Here is a 26,090-nt window from a genome sequence, read left to right on the forward strand (position 1 = left end):
TAATTTTGGGCCCAAGATAAGTTTTCTATTCTACAATCGACATATCTTTGAAGGGCGAACGGGGCGTCCAGTCCTCTTTGGGGCTCAAATGGTCAAAGACTAATTTCATCAATTCGCTAGATAAGCGATTGCGATGACGCAAGTAGCAGTCAAACTCCTGCGCTACCGCCCCCACCGAACTCTTAATCTCCAAAGCCGTACGGGCGAAGTCAATTTTTTCTACCCCTCTATAAATACCCATACGCACCAAGGCATATAAAATATTGAGATACAACTGATGCGAGCGGTTCAGGCTATGCTCTAGGCCCAAGAAATGAGCTTCTAGGGTTTGGCCCGAAAAGATCGCCGTATAAAAAGCCACCAAGCGGCCCTCTAAATAGCAAGCCACCAGCTGCATATCTTCGCCCAACTCTCTTTTGAGGGCCGAAAAATACTGCTCATCAAAGGCATAGGCATTAAAGTCTACATTATCCGATATATTTCGGTAGAGGGCATAAATTTCTTTTTCTTGGGCCAAGATTTCCTCTAGTTCCAAGGCTCTCCACTCCAGATCCTTGCCCTTTTTGGCGGCTCTTTTGGCCCGCACCCGATACTTAGAAGACATATCGGCCAAATAATCCTCAAAGCTATCCCAATGCGCAGGCAACCGCATATACATGCCCGGCTGAATCCGATAGCGATGATAGCCCTCTTGCTGTAAAATGGGCTGTAAATTTTGCTCAGTAACTCCATCCAAGGCAAAATCCTTAAACATCTGTAGCTGATACTTCTTCTGCTCGCTTAGCTCTAGCTCCGTTTGCAAACGGTCCGTGGCCTCTTGCAGCCAAGCCAATTGTTTAGGGCCATGTCCCTCCTTAAAATAAAAGCCATGTTCTCCGGTTAGGCTTAAGTTACCGCAAATGAGGACATTAAAAACTGCCTGCCGCAGAAAAAACTGCTGCAACTTCTTGCGCAAAGAGCCCAAGAGCCCCTCGCCTTGCAATTCCTTTTGCACACTTTCTTGCATGTCCAAATAATAGGTCTGATAATAGGCCAAACCTACCGCCTCCTTATCTCGATAAAAGACCAAATAGCAAAAGCCCATACCTTTGGGGGGATGGGCTTCTAGGGCCTGCAAATACTCATATTGTAGAAATTTGTTTTCTTTGGGGGCCAAGCTTTGCCAGGCAACCTTCAAATCAGAGATATTCCGACTCAATCGAAAACAAAGCCCAGCCTCTACTAAAGCACTACAGGCAGGCTGTTCTTCTTGTTCTAAGAGCGAGAGAGGGGCCTTGGTCTTATTACAAAACATAGGTTATTCTTATTTTTGATGCGAAAAGGGACTGTTTTTTTTAAATATACAAGCTTTTGATGTAGCTACTTCTTTTTTACCGATTCTTTAACGCAAATCCCCCCCTATAGTTTATGTCAGCATGGAGACATCTACAGAAGAGCAAGGACCAATTGGCCATTTTTCTAAGCTATCTTTTGGCTTGCTTGGCTTGGTCGCTTTGGCAGTTCGAACTCAATTTCTTGGTGGGCTGGAAAGGTATGCACTGGCTGCATGTTCCTTTTTACACGACCCCAATTATATGCGGAATTATTGCCGCTACTTATATGCTACCGCTTTTTATTTGGGGCAAAAAGGTACCCACCTACAAATATTGGGCTATATTTCTTGTCCTTTGGGGCAGTAGCTGGGGGAGTTATAGCCTAGCCTATTTAGCTTTTGCCAATCTCTACAGCAAAATCCATTTTGGAGATACTGGTTTTATGGTGGGCTCGGCCCTCTTTCTCCTGGTCTTTTTAGAGAGCTTTGTCTTTTGGGCTGCTAGAGCCTTTGTGGGCCGTTCGCCTAGTTTTCATATTCTCAGCCTAGCCTTTATGTTCATTATGTGTGTGCCGCTCAGCCTAATCACCATTGACTTTTTTCCCGCTTTTGGCGGGGGCCAAAACTTTATTGATGCCGTCAAAATGGGCTATCCCATTTTTTGGGTTTGCCTACAATTGGGTTTACTCTCTTACGCCATTCATCGGCGGATGGTTTAGGCAAAGCTTGTCTTTTTGCTGTTCTGTTTTTCTGTTAGGGAGGGAATTTGGGGCTGCCCCGCCCTCTGGGCGGGTCGGGCCATTGCGCAGCTCGCAAGTCTGCTCGGCCCTGCAGCGGCAAAGCCGCTTTGGTCTGCCGCCTGCGGCGGCCCTGCTACAGCCCCTCAGCCTGCGGCCCCTTCGGGCCCTGCTAGACCCAAAAAGGGCCAGCCATTTTCTGGCCAGCCCCTATATTATGTAAAGTTCTACTCATTTGCTACTGAAAGTATTTATCGTCTACTTTCTGCCGAACAATAGAAAGGACCTTAGTTTTAGAAATCAGCTTCCCATATTTATCATAGGTAGTAGAATTTAAGGGAAAGCCCTTTGCCCCAGTCTGAATGAGGGCCTGTATGCCATAATCGTTCTTTAGGTAGGCGGCATATTTTTTTAGGTCCACATCAATTTCCTTGACCAGCTCGACCTCTGTATTAAATTTATCGGTTTCGATATTGAGCGTATACAGCTGCCCAAACTCTACTGATTTTCGGACCTTTTCGCTCTTAATCACCGCATTGCTCAGGCCCAGATCAGCCTCTATATCTCGAGAAGATATTTCCTTTTTGCTCTGCCCTTCCTCCGATTGAATGACCATGAGCATGTTGTTTTTTTGTGGCTGAGGCACAAAACGCATCTTTAGAGAGTTCGGGTCTGATTTGGTTTGCACCTCAAAGGCAATTTGGTCCTTTTTGATGTACCAGTTTAGCTGATAACGCATACCAGCTTCCCCTTCTTGCTCCATTTTAATGACCCCTTCAAAGTTTTGGCCCTGTAAAGGGAGTAGGCCTATGAGTAGGAGAATCAATCCCCCGAAAAGCTTATGCATAAGTAGTAGCTCTATTTAAGTTAAGTAGTTTCTAGTCGGTAATTTTGCGCAAGTATAAAAGTTGCAAACAATTTGCCAAGATTGTTTTCTGCTCAGGCTTGGCCGCTAATTTAGGTATTACACCCAAAAAGCCCCCTTATATAAATTTAGCTTAGGGTTAAATCCTTTTTTTGCGGCGGACAGGCGGCGAAGCCGCCGCAGGCTGAGGGATGGGCAGCAGGGCCGCCAAAGGCGGCAGACCAAAGCGGCTTTGCCGCTGCAGGGCCGAGCAGACCTGCGAGCTGCGAGACAGCCCGACCCGCCCAGAGGGCGGGGCAGCCCCAAACAATAATATTATTAGATAAATCCTTTTGCAAAAGGTTGAATCCAATTGGCTGATCTATAAAAAAGAAGTTAATTGCCAATGTAGCCCTTCATGGCTCCAGACAAATAGTAGCCATCAATGAAGCTACCGAGCAGGCTGTGGCCGTTGCGCTTAACGGCAAAGCCCGCTGTTCCCCCTACTGGGAAATTAGTGTTGGGTGGGTCGGGAAAATCTTGGTCATAAAGTGTAATCATCCCTACGACGGGCGCCCCCACTTGTACCAAAACATTGACAAAGAGGTAGCCCGCCTGCCCATCCTCGCCATAGCCACCGCCATCGCCGCCATAAACATTGGGCGTAATGGTAAAATCTGCCCCAAAGAGGTTAAAGTTGTAGGGATTGTTCAAGGCGCCGCCTCGACCTCCCTGAGCAAAGGCTCCCGTTCCTGCCGTTTGGCCTGGCTCATAGTATCCAAAGCCCGATCCTAGGTTGCCTCCAGCCCCACCATAAGCACCGCCGCCACCACCAGCACCAATGCCTAGGTTATAAGTCCCAATGCCCAAGTTAATGGGTTGGATCATCCCCACAGAGCCCCCGCCGCCGCCACCGGAATAGATACGGCCTTGGTTGCGCAAATCCGTGTCTACGGTCAGACTAATCGCATGGGTCCCATCAAAGCCAGTTCCAGCACCGCCACCACTAGCGCCTGCGCCAGCACCGCCATCGCCACCACGGGCCAAGAGGGTCCCTTGGTTGAGAATGCCGACCTTAGAGTCGGGATGTAGCCCACCTGTAGTAAAGACGGCAGGAGCCGTAGGATTGTCTAGGACCACCCCAGGACCAATGGTTGCAAGTACACAAATAGGTACGGCCGTTGGCAAAGCATTGGCCGCTTGCAAATCATAATCACTTTGAGGCGAGTTAATATATACTTCCATACAACTATCTACGGCCACCACAAACACTTGGTTACCGACAGTATTTCCACAAACGGCCTGAACAATCACAGAATAGACGCCAGGAGGCGCAAAGATATCAGCCTCCACATTGAGTTGTATCGTATCGGTTCCATTTACTATATGCTGATCCAAACTAGCCGTAATGCCCGCAGGCAGGTTAGGGATGATGTAGACCGAGATGTCATTGGAAAATCCATTGCGTTGATTGAGGTACAAATAAGCCGAATCTCGATTGGTATACACTCGGTCAATGTGCCCAGCAGGATTATCTATCCGAAAATCAAAGGCACAATCATCACAACTGCTCTGATTGAAGGCCAACCAGCAGCTGCCGTTAAAATATTCCATAAGGCTATCTGTAGCATTATAGACCGTAAGTCCCGGCTTGGGATTTTGGATATTATCTCTTTGTTGGCGGCTCATCCGAGGAGGCAAAAAGCCTCTATCGGTAGATTCTAGATGCAAAACCGCGCTGCTATCTGGCTGCAAGATGTTGATCCCAACTTGTGCAGTAAGCGGAAGGGCCAAAAGTAAGCCCAAAAAAGCAAGTATTGTTTTCATTATAATTGTAGTATTGTAGCTAGCCCTAAAAATAGCTAAAAGCTTAGCTTCTAATATTAAGGATAAATTTTTAAATCAATATAATATGGATACATCTTATTTGCTGACGCATTTGGGAGAAGAGCGAGAAGACTATTACAATGCAGTGATTCCGCCCATTATGCAGTCTTCTAATTTTGCCTATAATAGCTTGGCCGACTTTAGATCGGCGATTCTCAACGAGTTAGATAATTTTGTCTACAGCCGTGGCAATAACCCCACAGTGGCCATCTTGCGCCAAAAATTAGCCGCCTTAGAACAGGCTGAGGATGCCTTGGTCTTTGGCAGTGGGAGCGCCGCCTGTGCAGTGGCGATTATCTCGCAGCTCCAAGCGGGCGATCATCTGCTTTCGGTACAAAGTCCTTATTCCTGGACCTATAAATTGATTAGCAAGTTGCTTAGCCGCTTTGGCATTAGCTATGATTTTATTGATGCCAGCAATTTGCAGGAAATTGAGGCGGCTATCCGCCCCAATACCAAGGTTCTTTTCTTGGAATCGCCTAATTCGCTTACTTTTGAGCTGCAAGATTTGGCTGCCTGTGCGGCCTTGGCCAAAAAACACGGCATTCGGACCATCTGCGATAATAGTTATGCTAGCCCGATTTACCAAAACCCTATCGCCTTGGGCATTGATCTGGTTGTTCATTCGGCCACCAAATACCTCAATGGCCATAGTGATGTGGTGGCGGGGGTGGTCTGCGGAAGCAAGGCCCTGATTCAAAAGATGTTTGAGCTAGATTACATGGCCTTAGGTCCCGCTATTTCGCCCAATGATGCTTGGCTGCTCCTTAGGGGGCTGCGTACTCTGCCTTTGCGCATTCAAAAGTCTAATGAGCATGCCAAAAAGGTGGTCGATTATCTGGCCCAGCACCCCAAGGTGGACTATGTCCTCTATCCTGGCCATCCCTCTCATCCGCAGTATGAATTGGCCCAAAAACAGATGTCTGGCTTTGGCGGCTTATTCTCGGTAAACTTCAAAGCCAAGCGTATCGAACAAATGGAGCGCTTTTCGGAGGCCCTAATGCCTACTTTTTTGCTGGCGGTCTCTTGGGGAGGCTTCGAGTCTTTGCAGGTCCCTACCGCCTGCTTCTATAATCTAGGCACAGCGCCCCCTCCTCCCCTGCCCTTTAGTTTTGTGCGTTATTATGTTGGCCTAGAAGATCCCGACTATATTATCGATGCCTTCGAAAAGGCCTTTGTTCATCTAGAGGATTAGAGTTTGGGGCTGCCGCTACGCCCTTCGGTTGTCGAACTGGCGCCCCTTTGGGGCTGGTTGTCGCTCTGCTCGGGGTCGGGCTGTTTATACCCGTTGGTCATCGAACTGGCGCCCCTTTGGGGCTGGTTGTCGCAGCTCGCTGTTACTTGCTTCGCTGCGTCGGCTCCCGTTGGTCGGGTCGCTCGCCCCCTGCTGCTGCCCATCCCTCAGCCATTCTGGCCTGCGGCCAGTGGGGCCTTGGCCGCCCTAGCTTAGTATTCTTCCCTTTTTATTGCTTTGGATTTAGGCCAAGCCTTCTAAATAATCCCTCAGTGCATTTTTTTTCTAGCGAATGCTCCAAAAGAGTTGAAATGCAGTATTTCTTTTCCAGCAAATGCTAAGAATAAATCCACCAGAGCGTTTTTTTTCCAGCAAATGCTCCAAAAGAGTTGAAATGCAGTATTTCTTTTCCAGCAAATGCTAAGAATAAATCCACCAAAGCGTTTTTTTTCTAGCAAATGGCCTGAGGGATGCTATCTGAGCGTTTTTTTTCCAGCAAATGCTCTTTTGGAGTTCCAATGCAGTGTTTTTTTTCCAGCGAATGGCCTGAGGGATGCTATCTGGCCATTTTTTTCCCAGGCAATGCTCCAATGCAATCATATTGTCCTTATCTTTTTTCGGTAACCCAATAAAAGCAGTCTTTATATGCGCTATACTATATTAGCTAGTCTATTTTCTTTCTTGATTTTAATGGCTTGTCAGTCGGAACAAGGGCCATTGGCCCCTATTAAAGACAAAAGTTTAGAGCAAGGAGCTTGGCGGGGGCTTTTGCGCCTCAATGACAGTTTGGAGCTCCCCTTTGAGTTGGCTTATGATGGGCAGTCTTGGGAAATCATCAATGGAGAGGAGCGGATTCTCTTGCAAGTAGATTCTTTAGGGCCAGACAGTATGCGTTGGACCCTACCTGTTTTTGGGACCTACTTCAACATCAAGCAATTGAATAGGCATCAGTTGCGGGGAGAGTGGGTAAACAGCCAAAAAGAAGACTATCGTCTTCCGTTTAAGGCGGAAGCTGGCCAAGCTTTTCGCTTTGGACCAAAAACAGCAGCCCAAAGCAGCTTGGCCAAAAAGTGGGCGGTACAATTTTCTCCTCAAGACAGTGCCAATAGCTATCCTGGAGTAGCCTTATTTGAGCTCGACCCTCAAACTTCTATTCTAAAAGCTAGCTTTATGACCGAAACAGGCGACTATCGTTATTTGGCTGGAGAATTTAAGCGCGAGCGCTTGCAGCTTTCAGCCTTTGATGGGGCGCATGCCTTCTTATTTACCGCCCAGCGGCAGGGCGACGGCAGCCTATGGGGGCAATTCTACTCGGGCAAGCATTGGTCTACCTACTGGCGAGCGCAGCCCAACCCCAAGGCCCAGCTCCGCCCCATGGACAGCCTCTCTTTTTTAAAGGAAGGCTATGAGAAAATAAGCTTTAGCTTTCCCAACTCGCAGGGGGATAGTTTAAGTTTGGAAGATGAGCGCTTTGAGGGCAAAGTTGTTATTGTTCAGATTATGGGTAGTTGGTGTCCCAACTGCATGGATGAAAGCCGATTGTTAGAAGAGTACTACAGACGTTATCGGAAAGAGGGGCTAGAAGTCATTGCCCTAAGTTATGAGTTGCCTAAAGATATGGACAACTTCAAGCAAATAGAAAAGCGCTTACGGACTGACTTAGGCATTAGCTATCCCATGGTTTTGGCGGGGCCAGCAGATAAGAAAGCGGCGGCCAAGAGTTTGCCCATGCTCAACCATATCTTATCTTTTCCCACGGCCATTATTATAGATCGTCAGGGGAAGGTGCGGAAAATCCATACGGGCTTTAATGGCCCTGGAACAGGAGACTACTACGAAGAATATCGAGAAGAATTGGCCCAATTGATTGAGCAGCTATTGGTAGAACAATAGGGAGGGCCAACAGCTAGCGCTAGCCCATTGGTCCCTGCGCACTACAGGCCCCGAAGGGGCCGCAGGCCTAGCGATGTGCAGCAGTGGCCCGGAGGGCCAGACCCAGGCGGCTTTGCCGCCGCAGGGCCGAGCGAATAGCGAGCTGCGGAACGTAGCGCCCTGCGCCCTTCAGGGCGCAGGGAGGCCCCAAAACATAAAAAAGAGGCTTTTGGCCTTAAGTTTCTTTATTTTTGGAGCAGTTATTTGTTGATTTGCTGCAACAAAAAGGGGGCTTTTTGTCTTTTTTCATTGGTGGTAAAAGTCCTTGTCCTTTTGCCCAAACTCCCTTATCTTAAAAGAGCCATTTGGAGCAAAAACAAAGAAGAGAAACTCCTTTGTTGAGTTTATTCCCAGCGGCCTTAGTTCATCTGGCCCGACACACCTTATTCTGAGCCTAGTCCTTGGTTTTGCCAATAGCCAAACGACCTTAAAGACCAAATTTGATGCGCTTTCTTAGTGGGCCAGAGGCCCTTTTGAATGAATTTGAGTTAATTGCGGACAAAGAAAGCTTTGCCGTGCTTCATTTCTATGAGCGGAACAAAGCGGAATTGGCCCTATTGCCTTTTGCGGACTACTACCGTTTGCGGAGCTATTATGCCAATGCCTTATTTGCGGCTCAGGCCTATGCGCAGCATATAGAAGAGGCGGATTGGTTGATTGAGCAATCTATAATTTCAGACATTCGGCAGGTAGATGGGCGGGATGTCTACTTACATTTTTTATTTAGTGCTATGCGGGCCCTTTTTTATTTGGGCCAATACGAAGCTTCTTTTAAGCGGGCAAAGGCCCTAGTGGGCATGCGGCCTCATGAGCCCAAATATTTGCTTTGGTTGCGTCGCAACTTAATGCTTTGGCGGCCGAGCTGGGTGCGTTGGGGTTTTGCGGGGGCCATCTTGAGTTTGGCCAGTTGGTTGGGAGTTAGTTTATTTTCTCTTTTTCTGGTAGATCCTTTTTTCCCTTATTTGCGAGAGCTTGTCTTTTGGCTTCGGCAGGTTTCTGCCATTATGGGGGCGGCATCTATTAGCTTTGGGATATTTGGCCGATACTACTATGTAGAAAGAGAGCTCCGTAAATTGATTCGGGCTAGGCGGCCGAAAAAAGCGGCTCAGGAGCAATAAAAAAGCCCTGCTAGGCAGGGCTTTAATGGAAGCTATTTGGGCCTTAATTAAAAACCAAGGCTGTTTTTTCGAGGGCTTGAAAGGCCAGCAACTGCTTCATAGCTGCGGCAATTCGGGCCCGTTCTTTTTTGGGTTTATCGAAAGCATTTTTGAGAAAGACGGCATAATAAATAGGGCGTTGGCCGGCTTCTCTTTCTATCCAACCGGCATCATTATAAATGCCGGGCAGGCTTCCGGTTTTATGGGCCACTTGGCGGTTGGGGGGCAGGACTTCGGGGAGGAAATAGCGGCCAGTTCGGCAAGAGAGCAGGCAGTCTCTGAGCCATTGGCTAGAGTTTGCATTTAGCCAATGTTCTTGATCTAGGCCTTTGAGGAGTTGGACAAAAGCTTTTGGGGAGCCTTGGTCGCGGCGGTCCCAGAGGAACTTACGTCTAGCGACTTTACGTTCGGACCAGGGAGAAGTAGATAAAATTTGGGTAGCTCGGCTATAGGTCCAGAGGCTTTGGTCCTCGGGCAGTTCTCGGTTAGCTAGATCAATAAAAATTTCGATCAGATAGCGGTTAATGTTAATATCGGAGACCATCCAGCTTTTGAGTTGGGCCTGAACAAACTCTGGTCCGCCCAATTGGCGGAGCAGGGCATCCGTAGCGCAATTATCGCTATATCGCATCATATAGAGGGCTAGATCTTCAATTTTGGGGGCAAAATTAGTTTTGCCCGTAGTATCCCAATCCATAAAACAGCCTGAGTGGCGGCGGTCTTCTAGGTTGAGGCGAATAGAATCGAAGAGGGAGAGCTTTCCGGCCTCTTGAGCGGCCAGCAAACTAGCCACAATAGGGAGTTTATAGACACTAGCGAGGGGGAAAAGGGTATCTCCGGCGATCGAGAAACTTTTATCGAGTTGGGCATCATAGACATAGATGCCCATTTGGCCCTTAGGATTTTGGCAAATGGTCCTTAGGCTATCTTTGAGGGCTTCAAAACCGCTTAGATTTTCTTGATAGATGGGGACTTGGCTAAATGGGGGATGTTTTTCTTTTTGGCAGGCGAAAAGGGAAAAGAATAGAAAAGGGCAAAAAAAGTAAAGTACTTTCATAAGCTATTGGTTATAGTGTTGGGTCACAAATTAAGGAATTGAGCAGACTTTTAGGGGAGGAATACTTGAGGCTTTGGCTTTTTTAGAAAGGGGGGAAGCGAAGAATTCGGCTTAGGGCGAAGAAAGCATAAAGTTTATTTTAGAGAATTACAAACTTACCTCCTCAGATAATCAATCAGTTAGCAAGAAAACCAAATAAAAAGGCATTAAAAGCTTGGAAAACGAGATTCTTGCCGTATATTTGCAATGCAGAGTGGAGCAGTGGTAGCTCGTCGGGCTCATAACCCGAAGGTCGCAGGTTCGAGTCCTGTCTCTGCAACAACTTAAAGCCTTCCAGTAATTGGAAGGCTTTTTTTTTGCTCCTATTATATCTAGCTACGGCCGCAACCTAAAGGATTATTATTTGTATAATTGCAAACTTTATTTTTGAGTCTTTGGCGGCTTTATTTTGGGCCTCAATTGCAAGTGTATACATGATGAAAAACTACCTTTCTTTAATTAAATTTAGCCATACGATTTTTGCTCTTCCCTTTGCGATGATTGGCTTTTTCTTGGCCACTGTAGAGGGCAATGGAGAATTAAACTGGCGTTTATTTGCCTTAGTTCTTTTGTGTATGGTCTTTGCGCGTTCGGCGGCTATGGCCTTTAATCGTTATGCGGATCGGGACATTGATCGGCGGAATCCGCGGACGGTCACTCGGGAGATTCCGGCTGGGGTAATTTCGGCTCGCAATGCCTTATTTTTTGTATTGATCAACTGTGCCTTATTTGTGGCCACCACTTATTTTATCAATTGGCTTTGCTTTTTGCTCTCGCCCATTGCCTTATTGGTGGTTTTGGGTTATTCTTATACCAAGCGATTTACGGCTCTTTGTCATTTTGTTTTGGGGGTAGGTTTGGCTTTGGCGCCAATTGGGGCCTATATAGCGGTGAGTAATCAGTTTGCCTTATTGCCGATTATTTATTCTTTTGTGGTTTTGTTTTGGGTGTCTGGTTTTGACATTATATATGCTTTGCAGGATGAGGAGTTTGATCGTTCTTTGGGCTTAAATTCGATTCCGGCGGCTTTGGGAAAAAAGCGGGCCTTGATGGTTTCTAATGTCTTGCATGGACTGACGGCCCTTTTGGTCATTTATCCAGGCATACAAGCAACAGAGTTCTTTGGGCTTTATTATTGGATTGCGGTGGCTTTATTTATTGGTTTATTGGCCTATCAGCATTTTTTGGTCAAGCCAAATGATTTATCTAAGGTAAATTTGGCCTTTTTTACGACCAATGGAATTGCCTCGACTATTTTTGGGGCTTTGGTCATCTTTGATTTATATTTCTAATGGGCCTTTGGTCCTTTTTGCTCCCCGCCTGCTTTTCTGAGTAGGCGGGGATTTTTTGTTGGTTTGGGGGCAAAAAAAGTCCATCCCTTCCCTTCTGGACTGGATGGCTAAATATCTACTGCTGTTTTGGGGCCTCCGCAGCAAAGCTGCGGCGGTTACTCCCTTCGGTCGTCGAACTGCGAACTAAAGTTCTTGTTGTCGTTTCAGGGCTCGCAGGTCTGCTCGGCCCTGCGCTTCGGTGCTACGCACCTTCGGTTACTCCCTTTGGTCGTTGAACTGCGCCCTAAAGGGCTTGTTCTGGTCTGGCCTTTGGCCACTGCTGCACATCGGTTACTCCCTTTGGTCGTCGAACTGCGGACTAAAGTCCTTGTTGTGGCCAGGCGCTGCGCGCCTTTGCGGCCCTTTGGGCCTATTGCATGGCGGCGGCTGAAAGCCGCTGGCCATTTTTGGGTTTCAACCCGAAAAATTGGCTGAGGGATGGATAGCAGTGGCGCGAAGCGCCAGACCCAGGGCTTTTGCAGCGAAGCGAAAAAGCCCGCAGGGCCGAGCAGACCTGCGAGCTGCGGCACAGCCCGACCCAGCCGCAGGCTGGGGCAGCCCCAAAAAAAATTAGTCCTTCTTGGTCTGTTCTACAAGAGTTTCTATAGTATTATATAGATTCTGGATAATATTCGATTGGTTTTGGACCATTTTGCGGAGCTCCTCCATTTCTGAGCGGAGCATATTATTGATATTGGAGGGAGAGGGTAAAAAGGGAGAAATTTTGGCTCGGACATACCAAATTTCTTGAATATCCTTCACGCTCATTTCGAAGGGTTCATAATAAGTATTATCGGAGAGAAGCAGCAGTTTTTGCTCGGCTTTGATATGATTGTGTACGCGTTTGATGAGGACATCGCCCTTAGTGACCACCACATAGACATAATTATCTTTGAGAGAAGAGGCCCAGAGGCTAGGTTCTAGGTAGCTACAGACCACCTTATCGCCTTCAAAAAGGGTGGGTTCCATACTATCTCCGGAGAGATCGAAAGAGCGGTGAGTGCCCACCTTATACTTATAATCGGGCAGGGTATAATTGGGTAATTCCTGAATAAAAGTGGGGTCTTTAGACTCTGAGGCATAGCCAGCTTGAGCGGGCACGGGCACATGCACAATCCGTTCATCATTGTGAGAATCGGTCACTACGGTAAGGACCTTAAGATTAGCTTGTGCGTCTTCGGTCATAAAGAGCGGGCCTTCTCCGGAGAAAAGATAAACGGGATTTAGCTTATAGGCATCGATTGCTTTTCGGAGCAACTCGATGGTTACATCTCGGCGTTTTTTGAGGATTTCGCTCAGGCTTTGGGGCAGATAATCGAGAGAGAGGGCAAATTGTCGGCTAGAGCGGATGCGTTGCTCTTTTTTGAGTTGGTCATGACAATGGATAAAGCGTTCGGTTACTACAGAATTCATAAGCAAAAAGTTAATGCCCTAAAGCTATTATAAATGAACTCGATAGGGAGTTCTAGAACAAATTTAACTTTTTGCGTGTACAGTGACAACTATTTACGCAAATAATTTAAACTCTAAGCTAATTATTTAGATAAATTCAAAAGAGCGGACTTTAACAGTCTGCTCTTTGTTTGGGTTTAGGTCTTTTGCTGTAGTGGTTTTAACTTCATCTAATATTAACAGAACCTTTAGGTATTTTGCCTAAATTTAAACAATTGGTTAAATCAGGCTTAATAAATTTGGAAATATCGAGTTATTGCAATACTTCCAATTGAAACTAACAAAAAACAACTTATGGAAAATTATTACATGCTAGAATTTGAGGTACCTGCAGAGATGCAGTCCCATGTAGAGGCTCGTTCTGCAGAACATCATGCAAAAGTAGAAGAATTGATGGCCCAAGGGCGGATTCAGTCTTTTTCTTATTCAGCCAACGCTTTGCGTTCTTGGGCCATTGTAAGGGCGAGTTCGGCGATTGAGGTGATGCGTTTGATTCAGGAACTACCTTTGCAAGATTGTATGATTCCTAGCATTATTAGTTTGGAAAGTCATCATGCGGCGGCTCCTGCTTTGGCGGTAGCGGCGCAGTAGGTCAAAAACTTAATATAAAGGCAAAGTTGGCTTTAAGAGCAATAGCGGTTCTTTTGCGAACAATTGACATATATAATCGTCGCTTGTTCTAAGTCTAAGCGCTGTTTTTGTCTAGCCTTTACCCAAATGGCAAATTCTGAGGGCGCTTCTTCTTGAAACTCGCCCAACTTTAATACGGTATACAGTCCTTCTCCTGCAGGCAACAACCAACTTTGTTCATCTAGGGCAATAAGTTGGCCTTCGGGGTAGGCATGTACGGATAAAACTGGCCTAGAAGCTTGTTCTTTAAGGACTTCTATAGCCATTTCGGCCAAATCATCTGTAGTGGGGTCTTCCTTTTCGGCTTCTAATATGACGCAACTTCCGTTTTGGAAGAGGACCCAGTGGGGATAATGTTCGGCAGTTAACTTACTAATTGTAGTTAACCATTGTTCGTGTATAACTGGATTGTTCAATAGTCTGTTTTTTGGTTTGCTACCAATAAGTTAGGGCAAATAATACAGCTATACAATAGGCCTAGGGCCCTGAGCGCAACTGTTGCGCTCAGGGCCCTTTTTGTTAAAATAAAGTTAACTGTTTTCACTGTGATTGATGTTACTACATCAATGCATTTTATCTCGGATATTTGTAACAGACAATTAGCCCAAAGGGCTAGTTCAAGAAAAGCAAAATAAAAAAATCGCTTTTGTCAATTTGGTCACAAAGATATACGATAAGCCGCCGTACTTTTGTAATGAACAAGAAAGGAAACGGCAAGTTTATAAAATAAAATTTCAGCTTGTCACAAAAGTCACAAACAATCTTTTAGAACGACCTTATCTTTGTATCAACAACAATTTACTAAACATCACACTTAAAAATATAAGCATTATGAAAGTTGAACAGCTGTATACTGGATGTCTCGCACAAGGTGCCTACTACATTGAATCTGAAGGCGAAGCCGCTATCATTGACCCTCTTCGTGAAACTGCTCCTTATATGGAAATGGCCGAAGAGCGTGGTGCAAAGATCAAATACATCTTGGAAACTCACTTTCATGCCGACTTTGTTTCGGGACATATCGATCTAGCTAAGAAATCTGGCGCCCAAATCGTTTTTGGCCCTAAAGCAGAAACTGGCTATGACGCTTATGTAGCTAAAGATAATGAAGAGTTGAAACTCGGAAAGTTGCGCATCAAAGTATTGCACACCCCCGGCCACACTCAAGAGTCTAGCTGCTTCCTCCTACTCAATGAAGAAGACGAACAACTAGCAATCTTTACTGGAGATACCCTCTTCATTGGAGATGTTGGACGCCCTGACCTAGCCATCAAGTCTGATGTTACTATGGATGACTTGGCTGGTATGCTCTACGACTCTCTACACAACAAAATCATGCCTCTAAACGACGACCTCACTGTTTATCCTGGTCATGGCGCTGGTTCTGCTTGTGGTAAGAATATGTCTAAAGAAACTTATGCTACTTTGGGCAACCAAAAAGAATTCAACTATGCCCTTCAGCCTATGAGCCGCGAAGAGTTCATCGTAAAAGTAACTTCTGGTTTGGCTACGCCTCCTCAGTACTTTGGCCACAATGCCATGATGAACAAAGCAGGCTACAATAGCTTTGATGAAGCCCTCGCTCAAGGAACTACTCCTCTAGATGTAGACGCCTTCAAAGCAGAAATGGCTAAAGGTACTCTCATCCTCGATACTCGCCACCAAGATACTTTCGAAAAAGGCTATATCGCAGGCGCTATCAATATCGGTCTCGACGGTAGCTTTGCCCCTTGGGTTGGCGCTATGATCGAAAACCTCAAACGCCCTATCTTGCTTATCGTTCAAGAAGGCCGTGAAGAAGAAGCCGTTACTCGCCTAGCCCGCGTTGGCTACGATAATGTTGTCGGTTTCCTGAAAGGAGGTATCGATGCTTGGACAGCCGCTGGCGAAGAAGTAACTACTGTAAATACAATTTCTGCCACCGCCCTTGCCGAAGCTATCGCTAAAGGCGATGACGTAAAAGTTATCGATGTCCGTAATGAAGGAGAGTTTATCTCTGAGCACTTGCTCGTAGCGACTAGCTACCCCCTAGCCGAAATGGCCAAAAAAGTAGAAGACCTTGACAAAAAAGCCACTTACTATGTACACTGTGCTGGTGGTTACCGCTCAATGATCGCTTCTGCCGTTCTACAAAATATGGGCTTCGAAAATATCATCAACGTAGCCGGCGGTTTCAAAGCTATTAGCGAAACCGACGCTCCTAAGAGTGACTACGTTTGCCCTTCTACCCTACTCTAGACGACACACACCCTTTAGAGTACACCCAATTAAAACAAGTCGATAGTCTTCTATCTTAATTAAAATGCGCTAACCAGTTAGGGAGCTAGCTGGTTCAGCGCCTTTTTCTACCTAAATTTCAATTCATCATGTTCTTATTTGCGCAAGAAGTTACAGACATGTTGTCTCAACCTTGGCCTTGGTATGTCTCCGGGGCACTGATCGTTCTGGTTATGCAACTGCTCGTTTTTAACGGCAAATCCTTTGGCGTTTCCGCTAGTATGCGCGCCGCCTGCTCTGCTATGGGCGCCGGCAAAAGCGTCTCTTTCTTCGATTTTGACTGGAAAGGTAGCCAGGGCTGGAATATGCTCTTTATCATCGGTGCAGCTATCGGAGGCTTTATCTCTATGCAGTTTCTCTCCGGCGATGAAGCTATGGATCTAGGCAGCAAGACAATGGAATACGTCAAAAGTATCGGCTTCTCAGAGCCAGAAGTAGCAGATAACGGTAAAACTATGCTTTTACCCAAAGAATATAATGATCCCAACTTTGTGTTCTCCGCTAAAGGCCTATTTACCCTGATCTTTGGTGGCTTCCTAATCGGATTTGGCGCCCGCTATGCCGGCGGTTGTACCTCTGGACACGCTATTAGCGGCCTGTCTCAACTCCAAATCCCTTCTCTTATCGCTGTGATTGGCTTCTTTATCGGTGGCCTCACAATGACTTATTTTATCTTGCCTTTGCTATTTGGCGCCTAAATCTATCTACAATATGAAATTTGTAAAATATCTAGGTCTAGGCCTCCTCTTTGGCATGGTCATGACCAAATCCGAAGCAGTATCTTGGTACAGAATCCAAGAAATGTTCCTCTTCGATAGTTTCCATATGTACGGTATCATCGGTACCGCCGTGGTACTCGGAATTATCACTACCGCCCTGATTAAAGCACTCAATCTGCAAACCTTCAAGGGCGAAGAAATTAAGTTCCACCCCAAAAATATGTCTATTCCACGCTACCTCATCGGTGGTATTATTTTCGGCCTCGGCTGGTCTATGACCGGCGCCTGCCCCGGCCCCATGTATACCCTACTGGGCCAAGGCTACTGGGCCGTACTCATTATTATCGCATCTGCTCTAGTCGGTACTTACCTTTATGGCGCCCTGCGCTCTAAATTACCGCACTAGTCCGCATAAATTTTAGCTAGTTGTTTGGACCGGACGACTAGTCTAGGAGGGGAAATCGGTCTGGCTCAGCTTCTTTTATAGAGGCTGGGCCTTTTTTTTGCCCTTTCCCCTAAACTTTTGCCTCAAAAGTTCCTTAACTTTGACAAGATTACATCCACTTTAGGGGTGTTTAGTTTTTATTTGGGGCCTCCCGCCTGCGGCGGGCGCTACGTTGCGGGGCTCGCAGGTCTGCTCGGCCCTTCAGCGCTTGCAGCGCTTCGGTCTGGCCTACGGCCACCCCTCCACATCGCTAGGCCAATAACGCCCAGCCATTAAGCAAAAACTAAACTGAGAATAGACCCTTATCACCTGATGCAGCTCGTACTGCCGTAGGGAAAAGTGCCGTCCTCTTGCTTCAGGATAGCCATACCTATGCCATCAAAGAGCCGCCTAAGCTCCTCTCATCTATGCCAAACGCTATCCAAATCTTCCTCAATGGCCAAGCCATGAGCTGCCCCCAAAATTATAGCCTCTTCCAACTCCTCCAACAATTAAAGAAAGAGAATGAAGGCGGCCTAGCCCTAGCTCTCAACCAAGAGGTTATCCCCAAAGCCCTCTGGGCCAATACTTTCCTTAAAAATCAAGACCAAGTTTTACTCATTACGGCTACCCAAGGCGGTTAGCCCCAATTTGCTATGCAAAAAATTATATATCATGAGAAAAGATAAATTGCCTCAGCAGGAAGGAATTACCAGAACCCCCTTCCCTAGCTCTAAGAAAATTTATGTTCCCGGCCGTATCCACCCTCAAATTAAGGTGGCCATGAGAGAAATTAGCCTCTCGCCTACCAAGATTCAAGCTACCGGCGAACTAGAAGAAAATCCCCCCGTTACAGTCTATGATACTAGCGGCCCCTATACCGACCCCAATGTAGATATCGATATCAATAAAGGCCTAGAGCCCCTCCGCCAACAATGGATTCTCGACCGCCAAGATGTAGAGGAACTAGAAGGCATTTCTTCTAATTATGGCCAAGAACGCCTCGCTAAAAGCGATATCGACTGGCTCCGGTTTCCCAATCTGCGCAAACCGCTCCGCGCCAAAAAAGGCCAGAACGTTTCGCAAATGCATTACGCCAAAAAAGGAATCATCACTCCCGAAATGGAGTATATCGCTATCCGCGAAAACCAAAGAAGAGCCGAACTAATGCAGCAAGGGATCGACTTTGGCCAACAACATCCCGGACATAGCTTTGGCGCTAATATTCCGCAAGGGTTTATTACCGCAGAATTTGTCCGCGAAGAGGTGGCCCGCGGCCGTGCCGTTATCCCCTCTAATATCAACCACCCCGAATCAGAACCCATGATTATTGGCCGCAATTTCTTGGTCAAAATCAACGCAAATATCGGTAACTCTGCCGTAACCTCTAGCATCGCCGAGGAAGTAGAAAAAGCCGTTTGGGCCTGCCGCTGGGGTGCCGATACGATTATGGACCTCTCTACAGGCCAAAACATTCACGAAACCCGCGAGTGGATTCTCCGCAACTCTCCCGTGCCTATCGGGACCGTGCCCATCTACCAAGCGCTAGAAAAAGTCAATGGCGTTGCCGAAGACCTGACTTGGGAAATCTTTAGAGATACCCTCATCGAACAGGCCGAACAGGGCGTGGATTATTTTACGATCCATGCCGGTGTCCGCCTCGCTTATATTCACCTCACCGCCAAAAGAGTAACGGGTATTGTTTCTCGTGGCGGCTCGATTATGGCCAAATGGTGCCTGGCCCACCATAAAGAGAATTTCCTCTATACCCATTTTGAGGATATCTGCGAAATTATGAAGGCTTATGATGTGGCCTTCTCTCTAGGCGATGGCCTCCGCCCCGGCTCTATTGCCGATGCCAATGATGAAGCCCAATTTGCTGAGCTAGAAACCCTTGGCGAATTGACCAAAATTGCCTGGAAACATGATGTACAAACTATCATTGAAGGGCCCGGCCATATTCCTATGCACATGATTAAGGAGAATATGGACAAACAGCTCAAGCACTGCGGCGAAGCGCCTTTCTATACGCTCGGCCCATTAACTACCGATATTGCTCCCGGCTACGATCATATTACCTCAGGCATCGGTGCCGCCATGATTGGCTGGTACGGTACGGCCATGCTTTGCTATGTGACGCCCAAAGAACATTTGGGCCTTCCTAATAAAGAAGATGTAAAAACAGGAGTAGTCACGTATAAACTAGCGGCCCATGCTGCCGATTTGGCCAAAGGACATCCCGGCGCACAATATCGCGATGATGCCCTAAGTAAAGCCCGCTTCGAGTTCCGTTGGTACGACCAATTCAACCTTTCGCTAGATCCTGATACCGCCCGCGCTTATCATGATGAAACCCTACCCGCAGAAGGCGCCAAGATTGCCCACTTCTGCTCGATGTGTGGTCCAAAATTCTGCTCGATGAAAATTACGCAGGAGGTCCGAGACTATGCCGCTGGCCTAGACGAAGACGCCCAAACCGCCCTAGAAAAAGGAATGGCCGAAAAATCAGAGGAGTTCTTGAATAAAGGCAGTAAAATCTACCACTAGAGATAGCTACCCGCCCCTACTGCGGGCCCTGCCCGCAGAAAAGGAGCGCAGCGACTGGCTGAGGGATGGTAGGCAGTGGCCCAAAGGGCCAGACCAAAGGCTTTTGAAGCAAAGCGAAAAAGCCTGAAGGGCCGAGCAGACTTGCGAGCTGCCGAACAGCCCGACCCAGCCGAAGGCTGGGGCAGCCCCAAATTATTCATCTAATTGTTAAAGGCCTCTAGATGGGGCCTTTGGCTTTTGAAATAGCAAAAATGAAGATCAGATTATTGACGCATCCCGAACTCTTGACGGATGAAATACAACTTATCAATGCCCTTTTTGCCGAGGGCTTAGCCTGCCTCAATTTGCGTAAGCCCAATTTTACGGCCCAGCAATATGAAGACTTTCTGGCCCAGATTGATGCCCAATATCACCCCAAAATTATTTTGCACGACCACTATGAACTCTGCGATAAGTATAAAGTGCAGGGGATTCATTTGGGCGAGGCCCGCCGCCGCAGCTATAAACCCGCAGAACTCTTGGCGCTCCGCCAAAAGCTCCAAAAAGCAGGCTTGGCCCTAGGCTCCTCGGTGCATGAACGCGCTACTTTAGACGAATTGGCCCCCAAGCATTTCGATTATATTTTTGTGAGTCCCGTCTTTAGCTCTATTTCTAAGCAAGGTTATGGCCCCAAAGAAGATTGGACGATTAGCGGCTACAAGGCCCAATACGACTTTAACATTGTAGGCTTGGGCGGCATTGATTTGGACAGCCTGGGCGCCGCCGCCGAAAAAGGCTTTGAAGAAGTAGGTGCCCTAGGCTCCGTTTGGCTCAAAGGCGAGGCCGCCCCCGCCTATTTTGCTAAAATGCTCGCAGCATGTCAGGCCCTTTTGTCTTAAGTATTGCGGGTTTTGATCCCTCTGCGGGGGCGGGCCTTTTGGCCGATATCAAAACCTTTGAACAGCTGGGCGTCTATGGCCTCTCGGTTTGTAGCGCCCAAACCATACAACGACCCGGCCGCTTTGCCGATTTGCGCTGGACCGAAGCCGATTGGGTGGAGCGACAACTGGCCTTTTTGCTGCAAAGCTATACGCCCAAGGCCGTGAAGATCGGCATTATTGGAGATTTGGCCCTTTTGGGTCGCCTTTTGGACCAACTAGCGGCCTTGGCCGCTCCGCCTCTAGTGGTTTGGGACCCCGTGCTTAGCGCCTCTGCGGGTTTTGACTTTCAGCAGGCCGATGCTTTTGAGGACCTCAAAGCACTGATTGAGCGAGTAGATGTTTTTATGCCCAATCGCCAAGAGCTAGAGCGCCTTTGGCCCAAACAATCGCCCTTGGCCGTGGCCCAAAGCATTAGCCAGCAAACGGCTTTATTGCTCAAAGGGGGACATGATCCCCAAGCGAAGGGCTTGGACCAACTCTTTTTGGCGGGCGAGCTAGCCGCTCAATGGCCCCCAAAAATGATTGCGCCCTATGATAAGCATGGAACAGGTTGCGTGCTTTCCTCTGCCCTCACTGCCTTTTTGGCCCTAGGGCTCCCCTTAACCACCGCCTTTGGAAAAGCCAAAGACTACAACCTTCAATTTATGAACAGCCAGCCCTCTCTGCTCGGTTGGCACAGGAGCTATCAAGATGAGTAAAAAAGAAATTGCCGCCTTACAATATGTGAGTAGCGGGCAGCGAATACAAGAACATCTGGACCAAATTGCAGATTTTCTGGCGGCAGGTGGCCGCTGGGTTCAACTTCGCCTCAAAGAAGTGAGTACCGCCGATTATTTGGCCGCTGGAAAAACTGCCCGTGCCCTCTGCGATCAGTATCAGGCCCAACTCATTATTAACGACCAGATTGAGGTGGCCCAAGCTGTAGCCGCCGATGGCCTGCACCTAGGCCGTAGCGATATGCCCTTGGAGGAAGCTCGGGCCATTTTGGGCCCAGATTTTATTTTGGGCGGCACCGCCAATAGCTGGGAAGATATTCGGGAAGTTTATTTGGCTGGAGCCGATTATATTGGGCTGGGCCCCTTCCGATTTACCCCCACCAAAAAGAAATTAAGTCCTATTTTGGGCATGAAAGGCTATCGAGAACGGCTGCAACAACTAGAGCGTAAAGGCTGGGAGATTCCCGTAGTTGGCATTGGCGGCATTAAGCTGGCCGATATAGAAGGCTTATTGCGGACTGGCCTGCATGGGGTGGCCCTTTCTGGCCTCATCAACCAAACGACAGACAAAAAGACCCTAGTCAAAGAAATTTATCAACTTTTGGAAATGGCCCCTAGTGGGTATAAATGAAGATAGGCATGGATACATTAAAAATTGCCGATAAGGAATTTAACTCAAGATTATTTACGGGCACAGGCAAGTTTGCCTCTTCTGCCCTGATGCGGGAGGCCCTTTTGGCTTCTGGTTCGGAGCTGGTCACGGTGGCCCTCAAGCGGATGAATGTGGAGAAGTCGGAGGACCCTATTGTGGACCAACTTGATGCGCCACACATTCACCTTTTGCCCAATACCTCTGGGGCTCGCACGGCTGAGGAGGCCATTTTTGCGGCCCAATTGGCTAGAGAGGCCTTGGGGACCAACTGGTTGAAACTCGAAATTCACCCAGATCCCAAATACTTGATGCCCGATCCCATCGAGACCCTCAAAGCGGCCGAAAAGCTCGTCAAATTGGGCTTTGTGGTCCTGCCCTACATCCATGCTGATCCCGTGCTTTGCAAGCGCTTGGAAGAGGTGGGCGTGGCTGCCGTCATGCCTTTGGGCTCGCCCATTGGGAGCAATAAAGGCCTAAGAACCCTTGATTTTCTAGAGATTATCATTGAGCAAAGTCAGTTGCCCGTGGTGGTAGATGCGGGTATCGGTAGCCCTTCTGATGCCGCCAAAGCCCTAGAAATGGGGGCCGATGCGGTTTTGGTCAATACGGCCATTGCCGCTGCTCAAGACCCGGTAGAAATGGCCAAAGCCTTTAAATTGGGCGTTATGGCGGGGCGCATGGCCTTTGAGGCCCGCCTAGCCGAGCAGCGCATGGGGGCCGAGGCCAGCAGTCCCCTGACCTCCTTCCTTGGCGATTAAGCGCCCATCAACAACCTTTAGCAAGCCCTACTATTCTTGGATAGTGGGGCTTTTCTTATTGATTTTTTGGGGCCTGCCGCCTTCGGCGGCCGGGCCCTTGCAGGGCTCGCAGGTCTGCTCGGCCCTTCAGCCCTTCGGGCTTCGGTCTGGCCTGACGGCCACCCTTTCAGGCCCCTAGGCCGTTTGGCCTTCGGCCATCATAGCTGCAGGTTAAAACCCGCAGCCAATTTCGGAACAACTAAGCTAGATTTTGGCCCCCCTTTGGCCTGCAGCTTAAAAGCCGCAGGACCTGAAAAAAGACTGTTTAAAATTTTGTGTCTGCCCTTTCCTCTGCCTAGGGACAAGCCCCTAGGCTAGCTTTTTTAGACAGCCCTCTAAAGAGGGCCTTTGGATAAGGTTCTTCTCTACGATAACAACTGAACAAGGCCTTGTATATCAATAGTTGAGGCCCTTGTCAGGGCTGACTCCATTGGATTAGCCTAGGGGCTTGTCCCTAGGCGACGATTGGCCAAATCCTAAGCAGCTAAAAGCCCAAATTTTATTCTAATACACAAAATTCTGAATAGTCTCCCAAACCGAACTAGTTCACCTCCAGACCGAACTAGTTTACCTCCAGACCGAACTAGTTCATCTCCAGACCGAACTAGTTCATCTCCAGACCGAACTAGTTCACCTCCAGACCGAACTAGTTCACCTCCAGACCGAACTAGTTTACCTCCAGACCGAACTAGTTTACCTCCAGACCGAACTTTTGCCCTGTTTGATTTTGTTACATTATTTTCATTTTTAACAATTCCTTAACAATTGGAAACCAAAATCCTGTTTCTGCAGCCTAAAGGCCGCAGCCAATCTTGTTGGGCCATCATTTTGTTCGCCGCAGCGGCTTAAAAGCCCCTGCTTCATTGGAGATAGGCGAAAGCATTCAGTTTTCAGGTCTTGCGGCTTTTAAGCTGCAAGCCATGGGACCGCTAAAAGCTTGCTAATTGGGACCTAATCTGGCTGCGGGTTTCAACCCGCAGGTCTATATATCCATCCTACAGGCCCGAAGGGCCGCAGGCCTAGCGATGTGCAGCAGTGCGGCGCAGCCGCAGACCAAGGCCGTCAGGCCGCAGGGCCGAGCGACCCGACCAACGGGAGCCGACGCAGCGAAGCAAGTAATAGCGAGCTGCGGAACGACAACAAGGCCTTTAGGCCGCAGTTCGACGACCAAAGGGAGTAACCGCCTGCCGCAGGCAGGAGGCCCCCAAAAACAAAAAGGCCCAAAACCGAAGTTCAGGGCCTTTTAGGAGAAAATTGGTTATGAATTAGTTGATCCCGTGCATCCAGCGTTTCACCACTCCAGAGAGGAGGATGAGGAGGACACCGCCACCAACGGCAACAAAACCAAGAATCATAAATACGTTGATACAGATCACTAGTGTATCCTCGGCCACTGTTTTAGATACAGCGGCATTGGGGCTAGCGGCCATCATCTCTTCGATTTGTTCTTTGGGGAACTGCTTAGGCTCTTCTGTTTTGAGACTAGCATCGGTAGAGAGGAAGCTAATTTTTGCCTTTTTAATGAGGCCCTCTTTATAGAGGCCTTCTTCTTGTTTGGCGGCCTCTTCCATAATGGCTTTATCGGCCACAGTAACGGCATGATACTTCTCGCCATTTTTGTTGAGTTCTGCGAGGAAGAAATCGCTAAGAACGAACTCCTGTACAGAATGTGTTTCGAGGGCATCGGCAGCAGTAAAGCCGAGCTCCTTCATTTTGGTGGTATCTTCAGAGCTACCTACATACATTTTGTAGACCTCTTTATTGGCCAGCATGGCGGTTTTGATATCTTCATTTTCCATGCTATTGTTGAAGCGGTCGAGGCGTTCGGTTTCCACCATCAGCTCCGACATATCTACATTGGTCATTTGGGCAATTTTGGCCCCTGCCAAGTGAGCGAAAGAGGTAGACATCAGCCAGAAGCCCATGATAAAGCCCACCACTTTGGCGGGAGAAAGCTTAGTGACTAGCGAGAGGCCCACAGGAGAGAGGGCCAATTCGCCCAAAGTGTGGAGAAGGTACAAAAGGGCCATAAAGATAGCGGGGATCATCCCTGCGGTAGCCATCCCTTCACCGAGTTTGAGGACCAAGAAACCGGCACCCAAAAGAACAAGGGCAATACCGAACTTCACGGGAGCGGCGGGTTCCTTTTTAGCCTTAGCCAACTGAATCCACATAAAAGAGAAAACAGGGGCAAACATCATGATATAAAGCGGGTTGAGCGACTGGAACATGGTAGTAGTCAGAAAGCTCGTTTTGGCCACATTATTATCGGTAAACACAGTAAGGGCACTACCGGCTAGCTCAAAGAAGGTCCAGAAAATAATGGTAAAGAAGAAGAGCGTAAGGACCACCCAGAGGCGTTCTCTTTGGACCTTATCATAGCTCAAAGAAGTAAAGATCAGGTAGCCGATCATACCGCAGCCCATGAGCAAAACAATAAGGTCAAGTAGGCCATGGCTTTGGAGGAGGAACCAAACGAGAGGCACCACTACCAAGCTAATAATATAAATCGCCCAATTGACAGGAAGGCCTAGCACTTTGGGAGAGCTTGCATTTTCCTCTAGGGTATAAGAGGGTACCTCTTCATCGCCCACTTCATCTTCAGTGGCTTCATGAGGGGCATAGCCCTTATCTTCTAGTACTCCAGAGCGTTGGGCCATCCAGAAAATGATCAGGCCTAAAAGCATTCCTACACCAGCTAGAGAGAAACCCCAGTGCCAGCCTTCGATCTCTCCGACCACCCCACAGGTAAGGCCAGAAAGGAAAGCACCGATATTGATTCCCATATAAAAGAGCGTAAAGGCACCATCTCGGCGGGGGTCCGTTCTAGAATAGAACTTACCGATCATACTCGAGATATTCGGTTTAAAGAAGCCATTACCGAGAATCAGCATAGCGAGGGCGGTGAGGAAAATATATTCATGTTCAAAAGCCATGAGGAAGTGGCCGATCATCATCAGGATGGCTCCCCACATAATGGCTTTTCGGTAGCCCATAAAGCGCTCGGCTAATAATCCCCCGATAAGTGGAGTCGCGTACACCATAGAGCCATAGGCCCCATAAACGCTATAGGCTTGGTCATAATCATATTCGAGCATACCTTTGGTCATATAGAGAACCAAGAGGGCACGCATACCGTAGTAAGAAAAGCGCTCCCACATTTCCACAAAGAAGAGGTAGAAAAGAGCTTTGGGGTGGGCCTTACGGTTCGTCAGAATCACAAAAGCGATCCAAGCGATGCTAGCCACCCAAGCTATCGTCATGATAGTATAAGGATGCATAGTTTAAAATAAGTAGGTTGAATAATGAAGTAGTTTGTCCCCGCAAAAAAAGGGATGTCCTTTTGGGGCCTTAGCGCGACAAGAGGACATCCGGGGGTGTTAATCTTAGATTAAGCTTGCATCAAGGTAATAAAAAGCTAGAAAT

At 47.8% G+C, this 26,090-nt stretch carries 23 protein-coding genes and 1 tRNA gene; 16 read left to right on the forward strand and 8 right to left on the reverse strand.

Annotated features, from left to right (window positions below; all coding sequences use genetic code 11):
- Positions 1-25: 25 nt before the first annotated feature.
- Positions 26-1,294, reverse strand: a complete 1,269-nt coding sequence (locus tag SGRA_RS06385; RefSeq protein WP_015691800.1) for a GNAT family N-acetyltransferase — start codon at positions 1,292-1,294, stop codon at positions 26-28.
- A 113-nt stretch (positions 1,295-1,407) separates the two neighbouring features.
- Between SGRA_RS06385 and SGRA_RS06390 the strand changes: the two genes are divergently transcribed.
- A complete protein-coding gene (locus SGRA_RS06390; protein ID WP_015691801.1) occupies positions 1,408-2,031 on the forward strand; it encodes a hypothetical protein in 624 nt (207 codons plus the stop codon).
- A 256-nt stretch (positions 2,032-2,287) separates the two neighbouring features.
- Here SGRA_RS06390 and SGRA_RS06400 read toward each other — a convergent pair whose 3' ends face one another.
- Together SGRA_RS06400 and SGRA_RS06410 are read right to left on the reverse strand one after the other, a co-directional pair.
- Positions 2,288-2,896 (reverse strand): DUF4412 domain-containing protein, encoded by a 609-nt coding sequence (locus SGRA_RS06400; RefSeq protein ID WP_015691803.1) that lies wholly within the window; start codon positions 2,894-2,896, stop codon positions 2,288-2,290.
- A gap of 393 nt (positions 2,897-3,289) precedes the next feature.
- Positions 3,290-4,720: a hypothetical protein gene (locus tag SGRA_RS06410; protein ID WP_015691805.1), complete on the reverse strand. Its 1,431-nt coding sequence runs from the start codon at positions 4,718-4,720 to the stop codon at positions 3,290-3,292.
- An 85-nt stretch (positions 4,721-4,805) separates the two neighbouring features.
- On the opposite strand from SGRA_RS06410, the gene SGRA_RS06415 reads away from it, so the two are divergent.
- Positions 4,806-5,975, forward strand: coding sequence for a trans-sulfuration enzyme family protein (locus SGRA_RS06415; RefSeq protein WP_015691806.1), 1,170 nt, complete (start codon positions 4,806-4,808; stop codon positions 5,973-5,975).
- 459 nt (positions 5,976-6,434) lie between these two features.
- On the opposite strand, the gene SGRA_RS06420 is transcribed toward SGRA_RS06415, so the two are convergent.
- On the reverse strand, positions 6,435-6,614 hold the full coding sequence (locus tag SGRA_RS06420; RefSeq protein WP_015691808.1) for a hypothetical protein: 180 nt from the start codon (positions 6,612-6,614) through the stop codon (positions 6,435-6,437).
- 45 nt (positions 6,615-6,659) lie between these two features.
- Between SGRA_RS06420 and SGRA_RS06425 the strand changes: the two genes are divergently transcribed.
- The gene (locus tag SGRA_RS06425) at positions 6,660-7,907 is read left to right on the forward strand and encodes a peroxiredoxin family protein (RefSeq protein WP_015691809.1); all 1,248 of its coding nucleotides are present in this window, start codon (positions 6,660-6,662) and stop codon (positions 7,905-7,907) included.
- Between the two features lie 482 nt (positions 7,908-8,389).
- Positions 8,390-9,064 (forward strand): hypothetical protein, encoded by a 675-nt coding sequence (locus tag SGRA_RS06430; protein WP_015691811.1) that lies wholly within the window; start codon positions 8,390-8,392, stop codon positions 9,062-9,064.
- A 43-nt stretch (positions 9,065-9,107) separates the two neighbouring features.
- On the opposite strand, the gene SGRA_RS06435 is transcribed toward SGRA_RS06430, so the two are convergent.
- Entirely contained in the window at positions 9,108-10,160 is a 1,053-nt protein-coding gene (locus tag SGRA_RS06435; RefSeq protein ID WP_015691812.1) for a serine hydrolase, read from the reverse strand.
- Between the two features lie 247 nt (positions 10,161-10,407).
- On the opposite strand from SGRA_RS06435, the gene SGRA_RS06440 reads away from it, so the two are divergent.
- Positions 10,408-10,479, forward strand: a tRNA-Met gene (locus SGRA_RS06440).
- A 154-nt stretch (positions 10,480-10,633) separates the two neighbouring features.
- On the forward strand, positions 10,634-11,491 hold the full coding sequence (locus SGRA_RS06445) for a UbiA-like polyprenyltransferase (RefSeq protein WP_015691813.1): 858 nt from the start codon (positions 10,634-10,636) through the stop codon (positions 11,489-11,491).
- Between the two features lie 609 nt (positions 11,492-12,100).
- Here the strand turns inward: SGRA_RS06445 and SGRA_RS06450 are convergent.
- The gene (locus SGRA_RS06450) at positions 12,101-12,943 is read right to left on the reverse strand and encodes a S24 family peptidase (protein ID WP_015691815.1); all 843 of its coding nucleotides are present in this window, start codon (positions 12,941-12,943) and stop codon (positions 12,101-12,103) included.
- A gap of 333 nt (positions 12,944-13,276) precedes the next feature.
- On the opposite strand from SGRA_RS06450, the gene SGRA_RS06455 reads away from it, so the two are divergent.
- Entirely contained in the window at positions 13,277-13,573 is a 297-nt protein-coding gene (locus tag SGRA_RS06455) for a muconolactone Delta-isomerase family protein (protein WP_015691816.1), read from the forward strand.
- A gap of 32 nt (positions 13,574-13,605) precedes the next feature.
- Here the strand turns inward: SGRA_RS06455 and SGRA_RS06460 are convergent, their stop codons facing one another.
- Complete coding sequence (locus SGRA_RS06460; RefSeq protein ID WP_015691817.1) at positions 13,606-14,028, reverse strand: hypothetical protein; 423 nt, start codon at positions 14,026-14,028, stop codon at positions 13,606-13,608.
- Positions 14,029-14,443: 415 nt separating this feature from the next.
- Between SGRA_RS06460 and SGRA_RS06465 the strand changes: the two genes are divergently transcribed.
- The 9 genes from SGRA_RS06465 (at position 14,444) to SGRA_RS06510 (ending at position 22,625) form a co-directional block, all read left to right on the forward strand.
- Entirely contained in the window at positions 14,444-15,850 is a 1,407-nt protein-coding gene (locus SGRA_RS06465; RefSeq protein ID WP_015691818.1) for an MBL fold metallo-hydrolase, read from the forward strand.
- 128 nt (positions 15,851-15,978) lie between these two features.
- The gene (locus SGRA_RS06470; protein WP_015691819.1) at positions 15,979-16,587 is read left to right on the forward strand and encodes a YeeE/YedE family protein; all 609 of its coding nucleotides are present in this window, start codon (positions 15,979-15,981) and stop codon (positions 16,585-16,587) included.
- Positions 16,588-16,600: 13 nt separating this feature from the next.
- Positions 16,601-17,014 carry a DUF6691 family protein gene (locus SGRA_RS06475; protein ID WP_015691820.1) on the forward strand — a complete coding sequence of 138 codons (414 nt, stop codon included), beginning with the start codon at positions 16,601-16,603 and terminating at the stop codon, positions 17,012-17,014.
- 446 nt (positions 17,015-17,460) lie between these two features.
- Positions 17,461-17,676: a sulfur carrier protein ThiS gene (gene thiS, locus SGRA_RS06480; RefSeq protein ID WP_050981194.1), complete on the forward strand. Its 216-nt coding sequence runs from the start codon at positions 17,461-17,463 to the stop codon at positions 17,674-17,676.
- A 31-nt stretch (positions 17,677-17,707) separates the two neighbouring features.
- Positions 17,708-19,579 (forward strand): phosphomethylpyrimidine synthase ThiC, encoded by a 1,872-nt coding sequence (gene thiC / locus SGRA_RS06485; RefSeq protein WP_015691822.1) that lies wholly within the window; start codon positions 17,708-17,710, stop codon positions 19,577-19,579.
- A gap of 251 nt (positions 19,580-19,830) precedes the next feature.
- Positions 19,831-20,457: a thiamine phosphate synthase gene (locus SGRA_RS06495; RefSeq protein WP_148268290.1), complete on the forward strand. Its 627-nt coding sequence runs from the start codon at positions 19,831-19,833 to the stop codon at positions 20,455-20,457.
- Positions 20,436-21,197 (forward strand): hydroxymethylpyrimidine/phosphomethylpyrimidine kinase, encoded by a 762-nt coding sequence (locus tag SGRA_RS06500; RefSeq protein ID WP_015691825.1) that lies wholly within the window; start codon positions 20,436-20,438, stop codon positions 21,195-21,197. The genes SGRA_RS06495 and SGRA_RS06500 overlap by 22 nt, the downstream gene beginning before the upstream one ends.
- Positions 21,190-21,846 (forward strand): thiamine phosphate synthase, encoded by a 657-nt coding sequence (locus SGRA_RS06505; protein WP_015691826.1) that lies wholly within the window; start codon positions 21,190-21,192, stop codon positions 21,844-21,846. Before SGRA_RS06500 ends, SGRA_RS06505 begins: the two co-directional genes overlap by 8 nt.
- 8 nt (positions 21,847-21,854) lie before the next feature.
- A complete protein-coding gene (locus SGRA_RS06510; RefSeq protein WP_002659408.1) occupies positions 21,855-22,625 on the forward strand; it encodes a thiazole synthase in 771 nt (256 codons plus the stop codon).
- Between the two features lie 1,304 nt (positions 22,626-23,929).
- Here the strand turns inward: SGRA_RS06510 and SGRA_RS06525 are convergent.
- Positions 23,930-25,945, reverse strand: a complete 2,016-nt coding sequence (locus SGRA_RS06525; protein ID WP_015691829.1) for a peptide MFS transporter — start codon at positions 25,943-25,945, stop codon at positions 23,930-23,932.
- Positions 25,946-26,090: the final 145 nt, after the last annotated feature.

Origin of the sequence: Saprospira grandis str. Lewin, from assembly GCF_000250635.1 — a bacterium.
Taxonomy (GTDB): Bacteria; Bacteroidota; Bacteroidia; order Chitinophagales; family Saprospiraceae; genus Saprospira; species Saprospira grandis.

Coding starts and splice junctions, on each gene's coding strand:
- SGRA_RS06385 (WP_015691800.1), bottom strand. CDS start 1,294: ATGTTTTGTAATAAGACCAAGGCCCCTCTCTCGCTCTTAGAACAAGAA.
- SGRA_RS06390 (WP_015691801.1), top strand. CDS start 1,408: ATGTCAGCATGGAGACATCTACAGAAGAGCAAGGACCAATTGGCCATT.
- SGRA_RS06400 (WP_015691803.1), bottom strand. CDS start 2,896: ATGCATAAGCTTTTCGGGGGATTGATTCTCCTACTCATAGGCCTACTC.
- SGRA_RS06410 (WP_015691805.1), bottom strand. CDS start 4,720: ATGAAAACAATACTTGCTTTTTTGGGCTTACTTTTGGCCCTTCCGCTT.
- SGRA_RS06415 (WP_015691806.1), top strand. CDS start 4,806: ATGGATACATCTTATTTGCTGACGCATTTGGGAGAAGAGCGAGAAGAC.
- SGRA_RS06420 (WP_015691808.1), bottom strand. CDS start 6,614: ATGATTGCATTGGAGCATTGCCTGGGAAAAAAATGGCCAGATAGCATC.
- SGRA_RS06425 (WP_015691809.1), top strand. CDS start 6,660: ATGCGCTATACTATATTAGCTAGTCTATTTTCTTTCTTGATTTTAATG.
- SGRA_RS06430 (WP_015691811.1), top strand. CDS start 8,390: ATGCGCTTTCTTAGTGGGCCAGAGGCCCTTTTGAATGAATTTGAGTTA.
- SGRA_RS06435 (WP_015691812.1), bottom strand. CDS start 10,160: ATGAAAGTACTTTACTTTTTTTGCCCTTTTCTATTCTTTTCCCTTTTC.
- SGRA_RS06445 (WP_015691813.1), top strand. CDS start 10,634: ATGATGAAAAACTACCTTTCTTTAATTAAATTTAGCCATACGATTTTT.
- SGRA_RS06450 (WP_015691815.1), bottom strand. CDS start 12,943: ATGAATTCTGTAGTAACCGAACGCTTTATCCATTGTCATGACCAACTC.
- SGRA_RS06455 (WP_015691816.1), top strand. CDS start 13,277: ATGGAAAATTATTACATGCTAGAATTTGAGGTACCTGCAGAGATGCAG.
- SGRA_RS06465 (WP_015691818.1), top strand. CDS start 14,444: ATGAAAGTTGAACAGCTGTATACTGGATGTCTCGCACAAGGTGCCTAC.
- SGRA_RS06470 (WP_015691819.1), top strand. CDS start 15,979: ATGTTCTTATTTGCGCAAGAAGTTACAGACATGTTGTCTCAACCTTGG.
- SGRA_RS06475 (WP_015691820.1), top strand. CDS start 16,601: ATGAAATTTGTAAAATATCTAGGTCTAGGCCTCCTCTTTGGCATGGTC.
- thiS (WP_050981194.1), top strand. CDS start 17,461: ATGCCAAACGCTATCCAAATCTTCCTCAATGGCCAAGCCATGAGCTGC.
- thiC (WP_015691822.1), top strand. CDS start 17,708: ATGAGAAAAGATAAATTGCCTCAGCAGGAAGGAATTACCAGAACCCCC.
- SGRA_RS06495 (WP_148268290.1), top strand. CDS start 19,831: ATGAAGATCAGATTATTGACGCATCCCGAACTCTTGACGGATGAAATA.
- SGRA_RS06500 (WP_015691825.1), top strand. CDS start 20,436: ATGTCAGGCCCTTTTGTCTTAAGTATTGCGGGTTTTGATCCCTCTGCG.
- SGRA_RS06505 (WP_015691826.1), top strand. CDS start 21,190: ATGAGTAAAAAAGAAATTGCCGCCTTACAATATGTGAGTAGCGGGCAG.
- SGRA_RS06510 (WP_002659408.1), top strand. CDS start 21,855: ATGGATACATTAAAAATTGCCGATAAGGAATTTAACTCAAGATTATTT.
- SGRA_RS06525 (WP_015691829.1), bottom strand. CDS start 25,945: ATGCATCCTTATACTATCATGACGATAGCTTGGGTGGCTAGCATCGCT.